Source organism: Streptomyces sp. NPDC002788, from assembly GCF_053592115.1.
In genome coordinates this window covers 1-17,153 of record NZ_JBSFVB010000020.1, presented here as the reverse complement: position 1 = coordinate 17,153, position 17,153 = coordinate 1, and the positions used below count along the sequence as shown (strand labels likewise).

The window sequence follows — 17,153 nt, the reverse complement described above, 5'->3', positions numbered from 1 at the left end:
CTGAGGGTCCCGGTCAGAACAGCGGCGTGAGTGACTGCTCGCACCAGATCGTCTTGCCCCGGGTGGTCTGCCGGCTGCCCCAGCGCTGGGTGAGCTGGGCGACCAGCAGCAGTCCGCGTCCCCCCTCGTCGTCCTGGTGTGCCCGCCGCAGGTGCGGGGAGGTCGAGCTGCCGTCCGAGACCTCGCAGATGAGTGTCTGATCACGGATCAGGCGGAGCTGGATGGGCGGGGCGCCGTACCGGATGGCGTTGGTGACCAGTTCGCTGACGACGAGTTCGGTGACGAAGGCCGTCTCGTCCAGCCCCCAGGCGGTGAGCTGGTCGGTGGCGGCCTGACGGGTGACGGCCACCTGCGCGGGGTCCGGTACGACGTCCCAGGTGGCGACCTGGTCGGCGCCCAGCGCCCGGGTGCGTGCCAGGAGCAGCGCCACATCGTCGCTGGGCTCCTCCGGCAGTACGCCCTTCAGCACGGTGTCGCACAGGGCGTCCAGTGAGTCGGCGGGCACGGTCAGAGCGCGGCACAGCTCATCGGTGGCATGGTCGACGTCGCGGTCGCGGTCCTCGATGAGTCCGTCGGTGTAGAGGGCGACGACGGAGCCCTCGGGCAGCTGGAGCTCCGTCGCCTCGAACGGCAGCCCTCCGACGCCCAGTGGGGGCCCCGCGCTCATGGGGATCAGCCGGGCGGACCCGTCGGGCAGCACCAGGGCGGGGGCCGGGTGCCCGGCGGCGGCCAGGTTCAGGCGGCGTGTGACGGGGTCGTAGACGGCGTAGAGGCAGGTCGCCCCGAGTTCCGCGACCTCGTCGCCCTGGTCGTCCGACGCCAGGTGCGTGACCAGGTCGTCCAGGTGGGTGAGGAGCTCGTCCGGGGGCAGGTCCACGTCGGCGAGGGTGCGCACGGCCGTGACCAGCCGGCCCATGGTCGCCGAGGAGGGGATGCCGTGGCCCACGACGTCCCCGACGACCAGCGCGACCCTGCTGCCCGAGAGCGGGATCACGTCGAACCAGTCGCCGCCGATGCCGGCCGCCGAGCCGGAGGGCAGATAGCGGTGGGCGACCTCCACGGCGGCCTGGCCGGGCAGTCCCCTCGGCAGCAGGCTGTGCTGGAGGGCGAGGGCGGTACTGCGCTCCCGGGCGAAGCGGCGGGCGTTGTCGACGCAGACCGCGGCCCGGCTGGCGAGTTCCTCGGCGAACACGGCGTCGTCCTCGGCGTAGTCGTCCGGCTGCGCCACGCGTACGGCCACGGCGACGCCCAGCGTGGTGCCGCGGGCCCGCAGTGGTACGGCCATCATCGAGTGGGCGCCCTTGCGGTAGGGGCGTCCTTGCGGGGCGCGGGAGTTGCGCTCGGCGACCCAGCGCATGAACGCCGGCTCCCCTGCCTGGCTGAGGATGGCCCGGCCCTCCCGCATGGCCCGGGCGATCGGGGAGAACGCGGGGTAGACATCCACTTCTCCCAGATGCACGGCCGCTTCCGGGGTGCCCTCGGTGACGGAACCGTGGGCGACCCGCCGCAGCGATATCTCCTCGGCCGACACCGCCGGCGGCTCGTCCGCGCCCAGCACCCAGTCGAACAGGTCCACGCTCGCGAAGTCCGCGAACCGGGGCACCACGATCCCGATGAGCTCCTCGGCCGTGCGCACCACGTCCAGGGTGGTGCCGATGGCGGCCGCGGCCTCGTTCAGCAGGGCCAGCCGCTCCCGGGCCCAGTACTGCTCGGTGCTGTCGAACGCGGCGAGGGCGGTGCCCAGGAGTTCGCCGGCGGCATCCCGGACCGGCCACATCTCGGTGACCCAGGCGTGCTCCCGGTTCAGCGCCGGTGCGCCGGTGTAGCTCTCGTAACGCAGTGGTCGGCCCGTCTCCACGACATGGCGGAGATGCCAGTTGAAACCGCGGCTGTGCTCGGCCTCCTCCACGGTGTCCGGGAAGTGCCGGCCGAGCAGGGTCTCCTCGGACACGCCCATCACATGGCAGGCGGCGTCGTTGAGGCGCAGGTAGTGCTGATCGGTGTCGAAGACCGACATCGACATGGACGCCTGCTGGAACGCGCGGCCCGCGAGAGAGGTCTCCGCGCGGCCGGGCGGCGCGGCGGTGATCACATATCCGCCCGGCTCCCCGCGCCGGCCGGCCACGGCGCAGGCTCTGACCCGGACCCCGACGAGGTATCCGTCGCGGTGCCGCACCATGACGGTGCCCGACCGCGCGGACACGGCATCGGGCGGCACGGCCTCGGCGAGCAGTTCCCGTGCGGCCCGGCCCACGACCTCGTCGGCCGGGTAGCCGGTCAGCAGCCGGGCACCCTCGCTCCACCCCGTGATGATGCCGCGGGCGTCGATGATCGCAGCAGCGGAGGCGTCCTCCATGTCGTCCAGGATTATCCCTTTGTCGTCCCCTATCAACCGCGGCGCAGCATTCGTGGCAGTGTCAGGCCCGGTGGACGCGCAGCGTCGCCAGCGCCCGGTCGGCGTGGGCGTTCATGCGCAGTTCGCTGCGTACGACGTCGAGGACGGTGCGGTCCTGCGCTATGACGAACGTGGTCCGCTTGGTGGGCGCCATGGAGAAGCCGCGCTTCACGCCGAACCGTTCGCGGACCGTGCCGTCGGCGTCGGACAGCAGCGGCATGCCGAGGCCGTGCCGTCCGGCGAACTCCTGCTGCCGCTCGACGGCGTCGCCGCTGATGCCCACCGGACGTGCGCCGACGGCGGCGAACTCGGCGGCGAGGTCACGGAAGTGGCAGGCCTGGGCGGTGCAGCCGGGGGTCAGGGCGGCCGGGTAGAAGAAGAGCACGACCGGGCCCTCGGCGAGCAGCCCGGACAGGCTGCGGACGGTGCCCGTCTCGTCGGGCAGGGAGAAGTCCTCCACCCTGCCCCCTGCCTCCAGGCGCGCGGTCACGACCGGCCCTCCGCGTCGCGGGCGACACCGCGGGCCCAGAGGACCAGGGGCACCTGCAGGGGCAGGCGGCAGAAGGCCGCGGCCTTCTGTGGCGCGGGGCGGTGGCGCCAGTCGGCGGCCATCTTCACGTTGGCGGGGAACACCCCGACGAAGAACGCGGCCGTGGCCAGCGCGGCCGCCTTGCGGGTACGCGGCAGCGCGAGGCCCGCGGCCAGCGCGAGCTCGACGACGCCGCTGGCGTAGGTCCAGGTCCTGGGCGTGCCGGGGAGGCCGCGCGGGATGGTCGCGTCGAACAGGCGTGGGGCGGCGAAGTGGGCGACGCCCGCGGTGGCCAGCAGGCCGGCGAGCAACTGGGGCGAGCGTTCGGACCGGGGCACGGTTCCTCCTCAGATGACCTGCGGTGCGATATTACTGGACGGTAGCCAGGTCACGTTCTCCGGTCCCCGGAGCGCCTGTGGTGGACGCCCGGCGTGTAGCCGGGGGACCGGCGGAAGACATCGGTGAACGCGCTCGTGGAGGACCGGCCGCAGCAGTGGGCGACGGTCGTGACGGGCAGGCCTCGGCCGGCATCCGCAAGGCGTGGCAGAGCCGCGACTGAGTCCCCCCTGGGGGAACGTCATGCCGAACTCGCCGCGGGAGAGCCGGCTGAGGGGGCGCTCCCCCACAAACCCGGTCGCGGCGCACAGGGCGGCGAGGGTGCGGGCATCGGCCGGGTCGGCGTGGACGAGTACGCAGACGGCGGCCAGGCCCGGGTCGGTGGGCGTCGGCAGGCACAGCGGTTGCCGGGGCGAGAGACGCAGCCGGTCGAGCAGGCCGGCGCAGCCGGCGCCGCTCGGGGCTGCGGTCGCCGGGGGCGCGGGTGTAGGCGAGGATCAGCTCGCGCAGCAGCGGGCTGAAGGAACGGCCTGGTGGTCCGGGCCGAGGGGTTGTCGCCGGCGGGCAGACCGACCAGGTGCAGGTCGAGGGGGCCCTGGGCGCGGCGGGCGTGCAGGGACCCGGATGGCGCGGGTGCCGGGCACGAACCAGGTGCCGGCTCGGTGGCGACGACGCCGGAGCCCGCGTGATGTCGTCGACCGTGGCCGAGCGGGCTTCGGGTTCCTCGTCGGCGGCAGGGGCGAGGAAGTCGTCGACCACGCGGTGGAGGAGCGTTGCGAGCCGCCCAAGGGCCTCGGGCGACCAGAGGGAGGGGGCCGGCCGCATGCCGCGGACTTCCGGCCTGGCGGACCCTGGCGAGCCCCCCGGCCCGCGTCGGTGGGCTGGATGCGCCGGACGCGGCGGTCGTCCGGGGGGCGGGGACGCGGGTGACGTGGCCGGACGTCTGCAGCTGCTGCACGGTTCGGGTGACGTGCGACGCCTGCACCTTCGGCCGGGCGGCGAGCTCCCCCGGCCGTTCAGGGGAAAGACGCGGCAAACGCGCGTGACCGCCCGCCGGCTCGTCGACAACTCACCCGTGGACCTGCCGCTGATCCCGCCCATGCTCGCCACGTCCGGCTCCCTGCCACCGGCCGCGCAGGACATGCGCTGGGCCTACGAGACCAAGCAGGACGGCCAGCGGGTGGTGGTCTACCTCCCCGGGGACGGCAGCGTGCTGCTGCGCGCCCGGTCCGGCGAGGAGATCACGGCCGCCTACCCGGAGCTGCGACCGCTGGGAACCGCCCTCGGCGCCACACCCGCCGTACTGGACGGCGAGATCCTCGCCCTGGACGCGCAGGGCCGCGCGAACTTCCAGTTGCTGCAGTCCCGGATGGGTCTGGCGCACGCTCCCGCAAGGGCCGCGCGGCGGGCGGCGGAGGTCCCGGTCCACCTCGTGCTGTTCGACCTGATGCACCTGGCGAACCAGTCACTGCTCCGGCTCCCCTACGCGCGACGCCGCTCGGCACTGGAGGACCTCGCTCTCGCCGGGCCCTCCTGGTCGACCCCGACCGCGATCGTCGGTCACGGCGCCGAGGCGCTGCGCGCCACCCGCGAGCACGGGCTGGAGGGCCTGGTCTGCAAGCGGCTGGACTCGGTGTACGAGCCGGGGATGCGCTCCCGGGCCTGGATCAAAATCCGCAACATGCGCACCGAGGACGTCCTGGTCGGCGGCTGGCAGCCGGGCAAGGGACGGCTGACCGGTCTGCCGGGCGCGGTGCTGGTCGGGCAGCGCGCAGCGGGGCGGCTGCGATACGTCGGGAGCGTGGGCACCGGCTGGAGCGAGGCCGAACGCACGGAACTCGCCGCACTGTTGGGCGCCGTCGCGACCGACGTCTGCCCCTTCGACCCGGCCCCGCGGGCCCCGGGCGCGCACTGGGTCGTCCCCCGGCTGGTGGGCGAGGTCCGCTACAGCACCCGGACCCGGGAGGGACTGCTGCGGCAGCCGTCCTGGCTGCGGCTGCGGCCGGACCTCGCACCCGAGGAGGCGGCGGCCGACATCCCGGACGACCTGGTCTGAAACGGCGCCCGGACTCCAACTATTGGGCTGCGATTCACCTTTGGGACGATCCCTCCCTCTTGGCATGAACGCGTTCAACCTGGAAGCTGAACCTCCCTTTCCCCCACAGCCGTTGGGCTGCGCCCGGACCAAGAGGAGGACGCGGTGTCGTCACACCCGTTCGCACACCGCAGGAGATGGCTCACGGGGGCGGCCGGTGCCGCCGCCCTCGTCCTCGCGTTCCCGGCCACGGCCTTCGCCGCCCCACCGGGGGCGCTGCCCGCCGACGCGGAGGCCCTGGAGCGGACCTACCAGCCCGCCTACGACTACGACACCGACGGCTGCTACTCCACGCCCGCGATCGGCCCTGACGGCACCGTGAACGGCGGGCTCAACCCGACCGGTGCCCTCAACGGCGACTGCCGGGCCGCCTCGGACCTCGACAACACCAACGGCTACTCGCGCTCCAAGTGCAACAACGGCTGGTGCGCGATCCTGTACGCCCTCTACTTCGAGAAGGACCAGGCCGTGGCCGGCAGCGGCCTCGGCGGCCACCGGCACGACTTCGAGCACGTCGCGGTGTTCGTGCAGGACGACCAGGTCAAGTACGTCTCGACGTCCGCCCACGGCTCGTTCAGCGTGCACCCGGCGTCCCAGGTCCGCTTCGACGGCACGCACGCGAAGATCGTCTACCACAAGGACGGCGTCCGCACGCACTGCTTCCGCCTCGCGAACTCGGGCGACGAGCCGCCGGAGAACCACGAGGGCACCTGGCAGTACCCGCCGCTGGTCGGCTGGAACGGCTACCCGGCCGGGGTGCGCGACAAGCTCACGTCGTACGACTTCGGCAGCGCCAACTTCGGCCTGAAGGACGCCGACTTCGCCCGACACCTCGCCTCGGCCAAGCCCTCGGGCATCGCCTTCGACCCGTACGCCTGATGCCGGCCGTCCCGGCCGGGTCCTAGGTCCCCGGCCGGGACCGTATTCCGCCCCGCGCCCGATCCGCAGGCGCGGAGCGGCCGCATAGCGTCCCGTCATGGACACGCACGACACGACAGGGACCCTCGAAGAAGCCCTCCAACGGCTCCACGCGTCGGGGCCGGAGCGGCTCGGCCGGCTCACCAACCACGCCCCGATGGTCGTGGAGGCGCTCACCGCGCACGGCCGGGCGGACGCCGTGCACCGCTGGCTGGACCTGTACCGGCCCAAGCTGGAGGACTTCCCGACGCCCGTGACTCCGGTGACGGACGTCAACTGGCGCGAGGCGCTGGGCGATCACCGCCGGGCCGCCGACTGGATCGGCCACTTCACCCGCGTCCTCGCCGAACAGCCGTGGCGGGACGTTCTCGCCGTGTGGTGGCCGCGCCTGCTCCCCGGCCTGTACGGCGGCGCCACACACCCCGTCATCCGGGTCGGGCACGCGGTACGGGCCCTGGAGGCGGGCGAGAACGCGCCTCGGCTCGCGGAACTCGCGCACGGCCTGGGCTACTGGGCGGCCCGGCACCGCCCCGTGCCCGGCATCGTCCCGCTGCCCGCCGCACCGAGTGCGGCGCGGTCCTTGGACGCCGTCCCGCCGATCGCCGACCCCCGGGGCGGATTCCCCGACCGGCTGGCGGCCGTACGACGGCTGCCACGCTGGGCGGGCGACGTCACCGACCCGGACACGGCCCGGGCCCGCCTCACCGAACTGGTCCGGGCGGCGACCCACCGCTACGCCACCCACGGCCACGGCGAGGAGACCATGCTCGTGCACGCGGCGACGGCACCCAACGCCGTGCTGCGCGCGCTCGGTTCCCTGCCGCGCGCACTGTGGGCACCGAGCCTGCACGCCGCGTGGACCGCGTCCGCGGCGGTCACCGCCATGTACGCCACCGCCGAGCCCGTCGACCACGTCCCCGCGCCCGGCCGCACCGCCGAGGAAGTGCTGGAACGCGCCCTCGCCCACGGCGACGAACACGTCATCAAACTCACCGACACCGCCCTGGACGTCGGTGACGAACAGGCCCTCGCCGCGGCCCTGCGCGCGACCGAACTGAGTGAGCCGCTCAGCCCGAACTGACGTGCCCTGCCGGGCGGACGGGGAAGGTACGGCGCGTACGCCCCCTCGGGAGGGTCTATCGTGTCCGCATGTCCGTCCCCGAACTGATCCGCATCGTCTCCCGCGACTCCCCCATGGCACTCGCCCAGGTGGAGCGCGTCCGGGCCGAGTTGGCCGCCGCCCACCCGGGAGTGCGCACCGAGGTCGTCCCGGTGAAGACCACCGGCGACAAGTGGATGGGCGACCTGTCCGAGGTCGAGGGCAAGGGCGCGTTCACCAAGGAGGTCGACGCGGCGCTGCTCGCCGGGGAGGCCGACCTCGCCGTGCACTGCGTGAAGGACGTGCCCGCCGACCGGCCGCTCCCGGCGGGCACGGTGTTCGCCGCGTTCCTCAAGCGGGACGACATCCGCGACGCCCTGATCCACCCGGGCGATCTCACCCTGGACGAGCTGCCCGCCGGGACGCGGGTCGGCACCTCCTCGGTGCGCCGGGTCGCGCAACTGGCCGCCACACACCCGCATCTGCAGTGCGTGCCGTTCCGCGGCAACGCCAACCGCCGCCTGGCCAAGCTGGAGGCCGGCGAGGCCGACGCCCTGCTGCTCGCGGTCTCCGGGCTGGAGCGCATCGGCCGCGAGGACGTGATCAGCGAGATCCTCTCCACCGAGACGATGATGCCCCCCATCGGCGCGGGCGTCCTGGCGCTGCAGTGCCGCGAGGACGACGCGGACCTGATCGACGCTGTGAGCGGTCTGGGTGACCCGGACACCCACCGGGAGACCACCGCCGAGCGCATGTTCCTGCATGTGCTGCAGGGCCACTGCAACAGCCCTATCGCCGGGTTCGCGCGGGTGGACCGCAGCGGTGAACTGTCGCTGCGCGCCTGCGTGTTCACCCCGGACGGCAAGACGCGGCTGAACGCCCACGAGTGGGCGGGCCGGCTCGACCCGGCCACGCTCGGCACCTCGGTCGCCGTGGCGCTGCTGCGTCAGGGTGCCCGCGAGATCATCGACGGCATCCCGCACTGAACGCACGGCGCCCTGACGGGCGCCCTGTCGCCGGATCAGGCGGTACCTTCCTCCGCCTGGTCCCGCAGGAACGTGCTCACCTGGTGCGCCAGGCTCTCGCGCGCCGCCACCTGCTGGGACCCGCCATTGCCCTCGTGAGCGCCGATACCGCCCGACCAGAGCCGGCGGTCGGTCCACTCCTCCTCGACCCGCAGCTGGACCTGCACGTCCACCAGGCCCAGGGACGCCTCGGCGCCGGCCGCGTACAGCACGGCGGTGACCCGGCGCAGCGGGTAGACGTCGAAGCCCTCGATGAACTGCGAGTTGCGCCAGTCGATGAAGGCGCTCTCCCCGTCGGGGCCGATCCGCACGTCGATCTGGCCGTCCTCGAGGTGGATGCCGAGATGCCGGCTGCCGCGGTTCTCGACCGTCACGCGGAGGCAGAAGTACGTCAGTCCGTCGGCGGCGTCGTCCCGGCCCCGGGGCGGCTCGGCCGGTTCCAGACGGTGGACGCGGACCCGCAGACCGGCATGCTCGTCGTACTCCTGCCAGTCCCCGACCACGTTCGGCTCGTACACGCTGCACCTCTCGACCTCTGGGAGCTGCTTCCTATCTGTGGTCTCAGCGCACTGTCAAATGAGCAGAATGCGCTGTGGCCAGGCAGTTCACCCCATTTGATCGGTGATCAAGCCGTGCCCAGCGGTTATCCGGGAGCAGCGCGTGAAAGCGCTTGCCACGGCGTGCCGCACATCACTTCCACGAGTGAAGATCAACGGGCCAGCCGGCCCAGCAGGGCCGAGGCGGCCGCGACGCCGAGGGCGGCGGCCACGAGCAGCACCACGAAGTCGGACGCCAGATGGTGCGGCGTGCCGAGCAGGAGGCCCCGCAGGTCGTCCACCTCGTAGCTGAGGGGGTTGGCCTTGCTGACCGCCTGGAGCCAGCCCGGCATGACGGACACCGGATAGAGGGCGTTGGAGCCGAAGAACAGCGGCATGGTGATCGCCTGCCCGAAGCCCATCAGGCGGTCGCGGCTGAGGACGATGCCGGCGATGGTCATCGACAGGCAGGAGAAGAAGGCAGACCCGAGGACGACGATCGCGGCGACGGCGAGCAGCTTGAGCGGGTTCCAGGTCAGCACCACACCCAGCAGCGCGGCGATGAGGAGGACGACGACCGCCTGGACGAGCGACTTCACCCCGGCCGCGAACGCCTTGCCGGTGATCAGCGCCGACCGCGGGGTGGGTGTGACCAGGAGCTTGTTCAGGATTCCGGCATCCCGCTCCCAGATGATCTGGATGCCGTAGAAGATGGCGATGAACATCGCGGACTGGGCGATGATGCCGGGCGCCAGGTAGTCGATGTGGGGGATGCCGCCGGTGGGGATGGCCCTGATCCTGCTGAAGGTCTGGCCGAAGATCAGCAGCCACAGGGCCGGCTGGACCGCGCGGGTGTAGAGCTCGGTGCGGTCGTGGCGCAGCTTCTGCAGTTCGACCGCGCACATGGCGCCGACGCGGGCGGGCAGCAGCCGCCAGCCGGCGGACCGGGGCCGCGAAGGCTTCAGCAGCAGGCCGATGCCGTCGGCGCGGGCGGGGTCAGCCGACACGGCGCGCGGTGCGGCGGGTGCTTCGGACATCGCGGAAATCTCCTGCCCCGTCGTCGAGACCGCTGCCGGCCACGTCGCGGAAGACGTCCTCCAGCGTGGGCAGCGTGTCCCTGGCCGCGCCCGGGGCGCGGCGGCGTGCGCCGAGGCCCTCCCGGAGCTCGGTCGGGGTGCCGAGGGCCCTGATCCGCCCGCGGTGCATCAGCGCGACCCGGTCGCAGTACTGGTCGGCCTCGTCCATGTAATGGGTGGTCACGAGCACGGTCATGCCGGTGGCCGCGCGCACGGCGCCGATGTGCTCCCACACGCCGGTGCGGGCGATCGGGTCCAGGCCGATGGTGGGCTCGTCGAGGATCAGCAGCCGCGGGGCGCTGACCAGGGCCTGGGCGAGTTCGAGCCGGCGGACCATGCCCCCGGAGTACGTGGCGGCCAGCCGGTCGGCGGCATCGGCGAGGTCGACGGCCGCCAGGGCCTGGGCGACGCGTTCGGCGCGTTCCCGGCGGGGCACGTCGAAGACGCGGGCGAACAGGGCGACGTTCTCCCGCCCGGTGAGTCCGGCGTCCGCGGACAGCTGCTGCGGGACGTAGCCGAGCAGGCGGCGTCGGGCATCTCCCGCCGCAGGCGCCGCCGGATCAGCCGCTGGACGCCGACGAGCGCGTGAGCCAGCTCTTCGGGGAAGGTCTCCGGCTCCATGCGGCCGAAGTTAGCTCTGCAACAGAGCTAACCGGCCCAAAACCAGGTCAAGGGAAGTCAGGAGATGCACTCGAAACGTCATGCGCTCCACGCGGCGGCGAGGCCAAGATGCCCCGGATGCCGTATTGTCTGAATTGTTTCGTTATATCCCTGCCCGGGAATGGGCAGTGAAGTGCTTCGGCCAGGAGGCACGTCCGTGGGAGCCGGCGGTCCGGACCCCGGTGCTCTCCGTGAGGTCCGAGTCCGCGCTTCCCATGGTGTCTTCCCGTCAGCACCTGCTCAGGGAGGTGCGCACCATGCGTATCGCCGGCAGCACCAGAACGCACCCCCACGACGACGCACCCGACACCGCCGCGGCGTTCGATCGTCTCGCACGGCTGCCCGAAGGACCCGAGCGCAAGGCCCTGCGTGACGAGCTGGTCGAGGCCTGGCTCCCCATGGCCGAGCGGATCGCCGTCCGCTTCCGGGGCAGGGGCGAGGCCCTGGAGGACCTGTACCAGGTGGCGGCCCTCGGCCTCGTCAAGGCCGTCGACCACTACGACCCGGCACGCGGCAACGCCTTCGAGGCCTACGCCGTGCCGACGGTCACCGGCGAGATCAAGCGCCACTTCCGCGACCACATGTGGACGCTGCACGTCCCTCGCCGGGTCCAGGATCTGCGCAACCGGGTACGGCACGCCGTCAAGGAGCTGTCACAGACCACCGCCGGCCACTCCCCCACGGTCGCCGAGATCGCCGAGTACGCCCAGCTCACCGAGGGCGAGGTGCGGACCGGCATGGAGGCACTGGAGTGCTTCTCCGCGCTGTCCCTGGAGGCGGAGATGCCGGGCACCGACGGCTACGCCCTCGGTGACGCGATCGGCGAGCCCGACCCCGCCTTCGACATCGTCGTCAACCGCGTGGCCGTCCGGCCCTGCCTGGAGGCACTGCCCGAGCGCGAGCGGATCATCCTCTACCTGCGGTTCTTCAAGGGCATGACGCAGAGTCGCATCGCGGAGCAGCTCGGCATCTCGCAGATGCACGTCTCCCGGTTGCTCAGCAGTTGCTTCGCCCATCTGCGTGAGGAGCTTCTCACCGAGGCCCGGTGAGTCCGGGAAACGAAACCGGTGGGGCCGCCGGGGCCGATCAATGCTCCGGCGGCACCCGCGGGATCCGTGTCGGCACGGCGCGGTGCAGGGCCTCTTCCAGCGCGGACCGGATCTCCCGGGGCATCATGCCGGTCCGACCCCAGACGAGGATCACTTCCGCGACGTTGCGCAGCTTGACGTTGGTGTGCTGGGAGACCTCCTTCAGCACGGCCCAGCCCTGGTCGGGCGAGACCCGCCCGAGCGCCACGACCACCCCGATCGCCTGGTCCACGACCGCGTGGGAGACGACCGCCTCCTTCAGCTGCTGGATCTCCTCCTGCAGCTCGAAGATCCGCTCCGAGCCCCCGTCCGTGGGCATGGTCACCTCCGGGTCCGGTGCGCCGCTGTCCCGATGGCCTCACAGAGTGCTTGAGTACCTTGACGCAGTGTCCGATCCATCCATCGTCGTCACTCGGCCCGCCCGGTGCCACCGGGGCGGACCAGGCCGGTTCATCGTTTCGGCGCCGCCGCCGGGGTACTCGACAGGCGCCCACAACGGTTCCGGTCGGACACTGGTGTCATTCCTCCGGTGGCTGCCAGGCCGACGAGATCAGGACGCGACTGCCATGAACCACGACATGCCCACCCCTTCCGGCACAAAGGACGTCATCTCATCGCACTCCGTGTTCGGCGCACCCTGCTGGGTGAGCCTGACCAGCCGGGACGTCAAGGCCACCGAGGAGTTCTACGGGGCCGTGCTGGGCTGGCAGTGGCGGCCGGCCAAGCTCGGCGACCGGTTCCGGATCGCGCTGGCGGACGGATCGCCGGTGGCCGGGATCGCGGGGGTGGCGACCATGTGGCAGATGGCGGTGGCGTGGACGCCGTACTTCGCGGTGCGCAGCGCGGACGACGCGGTGGCGCGAGTGCAGGAACGCATGGGCACGGTCGCGGTCGGGCCGATCTCCCTGCCGCCCGGGCGGGCTGCCCTGCTGGCCGACCGGGACGGGGCGGCCTTCGGCATCTGGGAGGGCGACCTGTTCACCGACTGGGAGACCTGGCGCAACGCGCAGCCGGCCTTCATCACGCTCCACACCCGTGACGCCTTCGACGCGGCCATCTTCTACGGCGAGGTCCTCGACTGGGCGTCCCGGACCCCCGGCTGCTGCGAGGTCCACTACGAGGGCGGCGAGGTCGTGCTGCGCAGCCGCGGCGACGTGGTCGCACGGATCGAGTCGGGCGCCCTGGAGGCGGCCCCCGACCCCGCGATCCGCCCCCACTGGCAGGTCCACTTCACCGTCGACGACGTCGAGGCCTGCGCCCGCGCCGCGGAACTCCACGGCGGCAGCGTCCTGTCCAAGGGCAGCGACGAGGCGGTGCTGCGCGACCACGACGGGGCGCAGTTCACGGTCACGGCGCGCCGCGACCGTTGACCCCGAGCATCCGCCGGCCCCGCGGGCGCTGTGCTCCCGCGGGGCCGGCGCATCTCATCCGGCCTGATCGCGAGTCGCCCGTGAGGGCCGGGACAGCAGGACCAGGCTGCGCGCCCCGACGGTGAGGCCGGTCCCCGCCTTGTGCTCCGACTCATCCGGCGTGCCCTCCGGGGCGGCCGTGTCGATCAGGGCCGTCCAGCGTTCGCCGTAGGCGGCGGCCGGGAGGCGGAAGTCGATCGGCTCCCAGTGGCTGTTGAGCAGCAGGAGGAACGAGTCGTCGGCGACCGGTCGGCCTCGCGGGTCGGGTTCGGCGATGGCGTCGCCGTTGAGGAAGACGCCCAAGGAGTGTGCGTCGCCGCGCTGCCAGTCGTCGTCGGTCATCTCACGGGCGTCGGGCGCCAGCCAGACGAGGTCGGGCAGCGGCTGGTCGGCGCGGGTGATCGTCTCACCGCGGAAGAAGCGGCGCCTGCGCAGTACGGGGTGCCCGGTGCGCAGCTTGATGAGGCACCGGGTGAACTCCAGCAGCTCGCGCTGCTCCTCGGTGAGCCGCCAGTCGATCCAGGAGATCTCGTTGTCCTGGCAGTAGGCGTTGTTGTTGCCGCGCTGGGTGCGCCCGAGTTCGTCGCCGTGGCAGAGCATCGGGATGCCCTGGGACAGCAACAGCGTGGCGAGGAAGTTGCGCTGCTGGCGGGTGCGCAGCTCCCGCACGGCCGGGTCGCGGCTCTCGCCCTCGGCGCCGCAGTTCCAGGACCGGTTGGCGCTCTCGCCGTCCTGGTTGTCCTCGCCGTTGTCCTCGTTGTGCTTGTCGTTGTAGGACACGAGGTCGCGCAGGGTGAAACCGTCGTGCGCGGTCACGAAGTTGACGCTGGCGCGGGGGCGGCGCCGGCTGTGCTGGTACAGGTCGGAGGAGCCGGTCAGCCGGGAGGCGAACTCGCCGAGTGTGTGGTCCTCGCCGCGCCAGAAGTCGCGTACGGCGTCGCGGTACATGCCGTTCCACTCCGACCACAGCGGCGGGAAGTTGCCCACCTGGTAGCCGCCCTCGCCGACGTCCCACGGCTCGGCGATCAGCTTGACGCGGCTGATCACCGGGTCCTGCTGGATGAGGTCGAAGAACGCCGACAGCCGGTCCACCTCGTGGAACTGCCGGGCCAGGGTGGCCGCCAGGTCGAAGCGGAAGCCGTCGACGTGCATCTCGGTCACCCAGTACCGCAGCGAGTCCATGATCAGCTGGAGTACGTAGGGGTGGCGCATCAGCAGGCTGTTGCCGGTGCCGGTGGTGTCGTAGTAGTGCTCCCAGTCACCGTCGACCAGGCGGTAGTACGAGGAGTTGTCGATACCGCGGAAGGACAGGGTGGGGCCCCTCTCGTTTCCCTCGGCGGTGTGGTTGTAGACCACGTCGAGGATCACTTCGAGCCCGGCCGCGTGCAGGGTCTTCACCATCTGCTTGAACTCGGCGACCTGCTGTCCGCGGGTGCCGTGGGCGGCGTAGCCGTTGTGGGGCGCGAAGAAGCCGATGGTGTTGTAGCCCCAGTAGTTGGACAGGCCGCGGTCGTGCAGCACCCCGTCGTGGACGAACTGGTGGACCGGCATCAGCTCCACGGCCGTGACACCCAGGGAGGTCAGGTGCTCGACGACCGCGGGGTGTGCCAGCCCGGCGTAGGTGCCCCGGAGCTCCCCGGGCACCTCGGGGTGGGTGCGGGTCATGCCCTTGACGTGCGCCTCGTAGATCACCGTGTCGGCGTAGGGCCGGCCGGGCCGGGGGTCGTCGCCCCAGTCGAAGGCGGGGTCGGTCACCACACCGAGCATGGTGTGCCCGGCGCTGTCGGCCGGGTCGGGGCCGTCGGGATCGCGCTCGTAGAGCGAGGGATGGTTGTCGATCTGCCCGTCCACCGCGCGGGCGTACGGGTCGAGCAGCAGTTTCGCCGGGTTGCAGCGGTGGCCGGCGGCCGGGGCCCACGGCCCGTGCACGCGGTAGCCGTAGCGCTGGCCGGGGCCCACACCCGGCAGGTACCCGTGCCACACGAAGCCGTCGACCTCGTTCAGCGGCACCCGGGTGTGGGTGCCGTCGTCGTCGACGAGGACCAGTTCGACGCGTTCGGCGACCTCGCTGAAGAGCGCGAAATTGGTGCCCTCCCCGTCGTACTCCGCACCCAGCGGGTAGGGGCGCCCGCCCCAGGCGCACGCCCCTTTCCGGGTCTCCCGGCGGGTCACCGGGCCTGCTCCAGGACCTCGGCCGGGGTACTGGCCGGGTTTGCCAGCTGGGTGATCGGCACCTCGCGAGGCACGTCGAGGCCCTCGCTCTCCCGCGGCGCGGGCGCGGTCGGCACCAGCGGGACGCGCTCGCCGGCGCGGGCGCGCTGCGAGAACCAGATGACCTTGCTGCCGGTCTCGGTGGCGCAGCAGCCCCAGCCGTCGCTCATGGCCGCGAGGTGCTCCAGGCAGCCTCGCAGTTCCTGGTCCGGGCGCAGGGCTCGGTCGTTGTCACCGATGGCGGTGATCAGGTGCTGCCCGTTCCACCACATCTCGATCGACGTGTTCTTGTCCCTGGCGTGCTCGTCGATGGCCTTGAGCAGCATCTCGGCACCGCCGCAGACGGGCTGGATCAGGTTGTCCAGGTCCCAGAACCTCAGGTGAGCGGCCAGAATGCGGCTGACCTGTCCCACCCGTTCCGGGCTGACTTCCACGTCGAGGTGGTAGTAGCAGGGCACTGCGGTCTTCATCGGTCGGCTCCTCACCGCGAAGCTCAGTTCCTTCTCGTCCGCGGTCTGCGGAACGAGCCCCGAACACGGAACGTGAACGCCTATCGCTTCTGAGTCACCATCAGCCTGAGGGTGCTGCTCCGTTCGTGCAACACGAGCGCACGGCTGAGCCGATGGGGCACACAAGTGAGCACAGGACACGGCCCGAACGGCCTACTCGAACCGCTACTGGTTGAAGCTCCAACAAGACGATGTGTCACAGCGCATGCACCATGTGTGAAGAACTCGATCGCCGTTACGGGTCCGTGTCGCTGTGCGCGCGGCCGCCGTCCGACCGTCGGGAGACCGTCCCCTCGAGCCCGAAAGGTGATCGGCGCCATGCTGCTACCCGCCAAAGCCGAAGTCGCCCGACAGTTGCGGCGTTACCGGGCCTGGGAACGTGTGATGCTCGCGGCACCGAACGACCGCACCGTGCGGACCACGTTCGAGGACTCCGGCTACACGCTCTGCGTGCTCATGGGCAAGCGCTGCGCCCGGGAGGCGGCGGACGCGGCCGAGCGGTACCTGCGCACGAACCAGGTCACCTCTCTGCAGGAGCAGAACGAGCGGCCCCGTCCGCCCACTGCGGTCAGACGCAGGCCGCCGGCGGCGGAGCGGAGATCCCCGGCGGGAAGGTAACGCCCTTCCCGCCGCATCTTGTCCCCATGACCGGGCCCGCGGCCCGGCTTTCGAGCACGGTGGAGGTGAGGACCATGAGGAGAACCCGGGCCATCGGCCGTATCCCGGTACGGGACGTCCGTCCGGCCGTGGAGAGCGGCAACCGGCCGGCCAAGGCGGTCGTGGGCGAGACGTTCGAGGTCACCGCCACCGTGTTCCGGGAAGGGCACGACGCCGTGGCCGCCAACGTCGTGCTGAAGGATCCCGAGGGCCGCCCCGGGCCGTGGACGCCGATGCGGGAGCTGGCCCCGGGCAGCGACCGCTGGGGTGCCGAGGTCACCGCGAACGCCGTCGGCCGCTGGACCTACCGCGTGGAGGCCTGGAGCGATCCGGTCGCCACCTGGCGGCACGCGGCCGGCATAAAGGTTCCAGCGGGCATCGATCCGGGCCTGGTGCTGGAGGAGGGCGCAGAACTGTTCGAGCGGGCGGCGGCCGGCGTACCGAAGAACGCCGGCCGCGGCGTGTTGCTCGACGCGGCCGGGACACTGCGCGACGACTCACTGCCCACGACGGCACGGCTGGCGGCGGCGTTGACGCCGGAGGTGGACGCGGTCCTGTCCCGGTACCCCTTGCGGGACCTGGTGACCAGCAGCGAGCCGCTGCCGCTGCT

General features: G+C 72.0%; 16 protein-coding genes and 2 pseudogenes. 8 read left to right on the top strand and 10 right to left on the bottom strand.

All coding sequences use genetic code 11. The annotated features are described in order from the left end of the window. Nucleotides 1-13: 13 nt before the first annotated feature. The 3 genes from ACWD1U_RS30660 to ACWD1U_RS30650 all read right to left on the bottom strand — a co-directional run bounded on the left by ACWD1U_RS30660 (nucleotide 14) and on the right by ACWD1U_RS30650 (nucleotide 3,262). Nucleotides 14-2,356 (bottom strand): SpoIIE family protein phosphatase, encoded by a 2,343-nt coding sequence (locus ACWD1U_RS30660; RefSeq protein WP_451112415.1) that lies wholly within the window; start codon nucleotides 2,354-2,356, stop codon nucleotides 14-16. Nucleotides 2,357-2,417: 61 nt separating this feature from the next. Further along, nucleotides 2,418-2,885, bottom strand: coding sequence for a peroxiredoxin (locus tag ACWD1U_RS30655; protein ID WP_451112414.1), 468 nt, complete (start codon nucleotides 2,883-2,885; stop codon nucleotides 2,418-2,420). Beyond that, on the bottom strand, nucleotides 2,882-3,262 hold the full coding sequence (locus ACWD1U_RS30650) for a DoxX family protein (RefSeq protein WP_451112412.1): 381 nt from the start codon (nucleotides 3,260-3,262) through the stop codon (nucleotides 2,882-2,884). The genes ACWD1U_RS30655 and ACWD1U_RS30650 overlap by 4 nt, the downstream gene beginning before the upstream one ends. A gap of 1,073 nt (nucleotides 3,263-4,335) precedes the next feature. On the opposite strand from ACWD1U_RS30650, the gene ligD reads away from it, so the two are divergent. The 4 genes from ligD (at nucleotide 4,336) to hemC (ending at nucleotide 8,358) form a co-directional block, all read left to right on the top strand. Further along, nucleotides 4,336-5,316, top strand: a complete 981-nt coding sequence (gene ligD / locus ACWD1U_RS30645; RefSeq protein WP_451112631.1) for a non-homologous end-joining DNA ligase — start codon at nucleotides 4,336-4,338, stop codon at nucleotides 5,314-5,316. A gap of 144 nt (nucleotides 5,317-5,460) precedes the next feature. Beyond that, nucleotides 5,461-6,234, top strand: a complete 774-nt coding sequence (locus tag ACWD1U_RS30640) for an NPP1 family protein (protein WP_451112410.1) — start codon at nucleotides 5,461-5,463, stop codon at nucleotides 6,232-6,234. 97 nt (nucleotides 6,235-6,331) lie between these two features. After that, entirely contained in the window at nucleotides 6,332-7,354 is a 1,023-nt protein-coding gene (locus ACWD1U_RS30635) for a questin oxidase family protein (protein WP_451112409.1), read from the top strand. A gap of 68 nt (nucleotides 7,355-7,422) precedes the next feature. Continuing rightward, nucleotides 7,423-8,358, top strand: coding sequence for a hydroxymethylbilane synthase (gene hemC, locus ACWD1U_RS30630; protein ID WP_451112407.1), 936 nt, complete (start codon nucleotides 7,423-7,425; stop codon nucleotides 8,356-8,358). A gap of 35 nt (nucleotides 8,359-8,393) precedes the next feature. On the opposite strand, the gene ACWD1U_RS30625 is transcribed toward hemC, so the two are convergent. The 4 genes and pseudogenes from ACWD1U_RS30625 to ACWD1U_RS30610 form a co-directional block, all read right to left on the bottom strand. Further along, nucleotides 8,394-8,915, bottom strand: coding sequence for a hypothetical protein (locus ACWD1U_RS30625; protein WP_451112405.1), 522 nt, complete (start codon nucleotides 8,913-8,915; stop codon nucleotides 8,394-8,396). Nucleotides 8,916-9,106: 191 nt separating this feature from the next. Then, nucleotides 9,107-9,970, bottom strand: coding sequence for an ABC transporter permease (locus ACWD1U_RS30620; protein WP_451112404.1), 864 nt, complete (start codon nucleotides 9,968-9,970; stop codon nucleotides 9,107-9,109). Then, nucleotides 9,930-10,544: pseudogene (locus ACWD1U_RS30615) on the bottom strand (ATP-binding cassette domain-containing protein); the annotation flags it as partial. The pseudogene ACWD1U_RS30615 and the gene ACWD1U_RS30620, both read right to left, overlap by 41 nt. Before the next feature lie 8 nt (nucleotides 10,545-10,552). Further along, nucleotides 10,553-10,630 (bottom strand): annotated as a pseudogene (locus ACWD1U_RS30610) (MarR family transcriptional regulator); the annotation flags it as partial. A 296-nt stretch (nucleotides 10,631-10,926) separates the two neighbouring features. On the opposite strand from ACWD1U_RS30610, the gene ACWD1U_RS30605 reads away from it, so the two are divergent. Then, nucleotides 10,927-11,718 (top strand): RNA polymerase sigma factor SigF, encoded by a 792-nt coding sequence (locus ACWD1U_RS30605; protein ID WP_451112402.1) that lies wholly within the window; start codon nucleotides 10,927-10,929, stop codon nucleotides 11,716-11,718. 37 nt (nucleotides 11,719-11,755) lie between these two features. Here the strand turns inward: ACWD1U_RS30605 and ACWD1U_RS30600 are convergent, their stop codons facing one another. Next, entirely contained in the window at nucleotides 11,756-12,076 is a 321-nt protein-coding gene (locus ACWD1U_RS30600; RefSeq protein ID WP_451112400.1) for an ANTAR domain-containing protein, read from the bottom strand. Between the two features lie 247 nt (nucleotides 12,077-12,323). Here ACWD1U_RS30600 and ACWD1U_RS30595 point away from each other — a divergent pair, with 247 nt between their 5' ends. Then, nucleotides 12,324-13,127, top strand: a complete 804-nt coding sequence (locus tag ACWD1U_RS30595) for a VOC family protein (RefSeq protein WP_451112398.1) — start codon at nucleotides 12,324-12,326, stop codon at nucleotides 13,125-13,127. 54 nt (nucleotides 13,128-13,181) lie between these two features. Here ACWD1U_RS30595 and glgX read toward each other — a convergent pair whose 3' ends face one another. Together glgX and ACWD1U_RS30585 are read right to left on the bottom strand one after the other, a co-directional pair. Beyond that, nucleotides 13,182-15,338, bottom strand: coding sequence for a glycogen debranching protein GlgX (gene glgX, locus ACWD1U_RS30590; protein ID WP_451112396.1), 2,157 nt, complete (start codon nucleotides 15,336-15,338; stop codon nucleotides 13,182-13,184). Then, nucleotides 15,335-15,847, bottom strand: a complete 513-nt coding sequence (locus ACWD1U_RS30585) for a pep a2 (RefSeq protein ID WP_451112395.1) — start codon at nucleotides 15,845-15,847, stop codon at nucleotides 15,335-15,337. The genes glgX and ACWD1U_RS30585 overlap by 4 nt, the downstream gene beginning before the upstream one ends. Before the next feature lie 357 nt (nucleotides 15,848-16,204). On the opposite strand from ACWD1U_RS30585, the gene ACWD1U_RS30580 reads away from it, so the two are divergent. Together ACWD1U_RS30580 and ACWD1U_RS30575 are read left to right on the top strand one after the other, a co-directional pair. Beyond that, entirely contained in the window at nucleotides 16,205-16,504 is a 300-nt protein-coding gene (locus ACWD1U_RS30580; protein ID WP_451112393.1) for a DUF5133 domain-containing protein, read from the top strand. Between the two features lie 74 nt (nucleotides 16,505-16,578). After that, nucleotides 16,579-17,153, top strand: a 575-nt coding sequence (locus ACWD1U_RS30575) for a maltotransferase domain-containing protein (protein WP_451112391.1), incomplete at its 3' end; no start/stop codon positions are given.

What these genes read in the sequence shown, in the direction of transcription:
- ACWD1U_RS30620 (WP_451112404.1), bottom strand. Translation starts at nt 9,970, where the DNA reads ATGTCCGAAGCACCCGCCGCACCGCGCGCCGTGTCGGCTGACCCCGCC.
- ACWD1U_RS30600 (WP_451112400.1), bottom strand. Translation starts at nt 12,076, where the DNA reads ATGCCCACGGACGGGGGCTCGGAGCGGATCTTCGAGCTGCAGGAGGAG.
- ACWD1U_RS30635 (WP_451112409.1), top strand. Translation starts at nt 6,332, where the DNA reads ATGGACACGCACGACACGACAGGGACCCTCGAAGAAGCCCTCCAACGG.
- hemC (WP_451112407.1), top strand. Translation starts at nt 7,423, where the DNA reads ATGTCCGTCCCCGAACTGATCCGCATCGTCTCCCGCGACTCCCCCATG.
- ACWD1U_RS30605 (WP_451112402.1), top strand. Translation starts at nt 10,927, where the DNA reads ATGCGTATCGCCGGCAGCACCAGAACGCACCCCCACGACGACGCACCC.
- ACWD1U_RS30595 (WP_451112398.1), top strand. Translation starts at nt 12,324, where the DNA reads ATGAACCACGACATGCCCACCCCTTCCGGCACAAAGGACGTCATCTCA.
- ACWD1U_RS30585 (WP_451112395.1), bottom strand. Translation starts at nt 15,847, where the DNA reads ATGAAGACCGCAGTGCCCTGCTACTACCACCTCGACGTGGAAGTCAGC.
- ACWD1U_RS30580 (WP_451112393.1), top strand. Translation starts at nt 16,205, where the DNA reads ATGCTGCTACCCGCCAAAGCCGAAGTCGCCCGACAGTTGCGGCGTTAC.
- ACWD1U_RS30660 (WP_451112415.1), bottom strand. Translation starts at nt 2,356, where the DNA reads ATGGAGGACGCCTCCGCTGCTGCGATCATCGACGCCCGCGGCATCATC.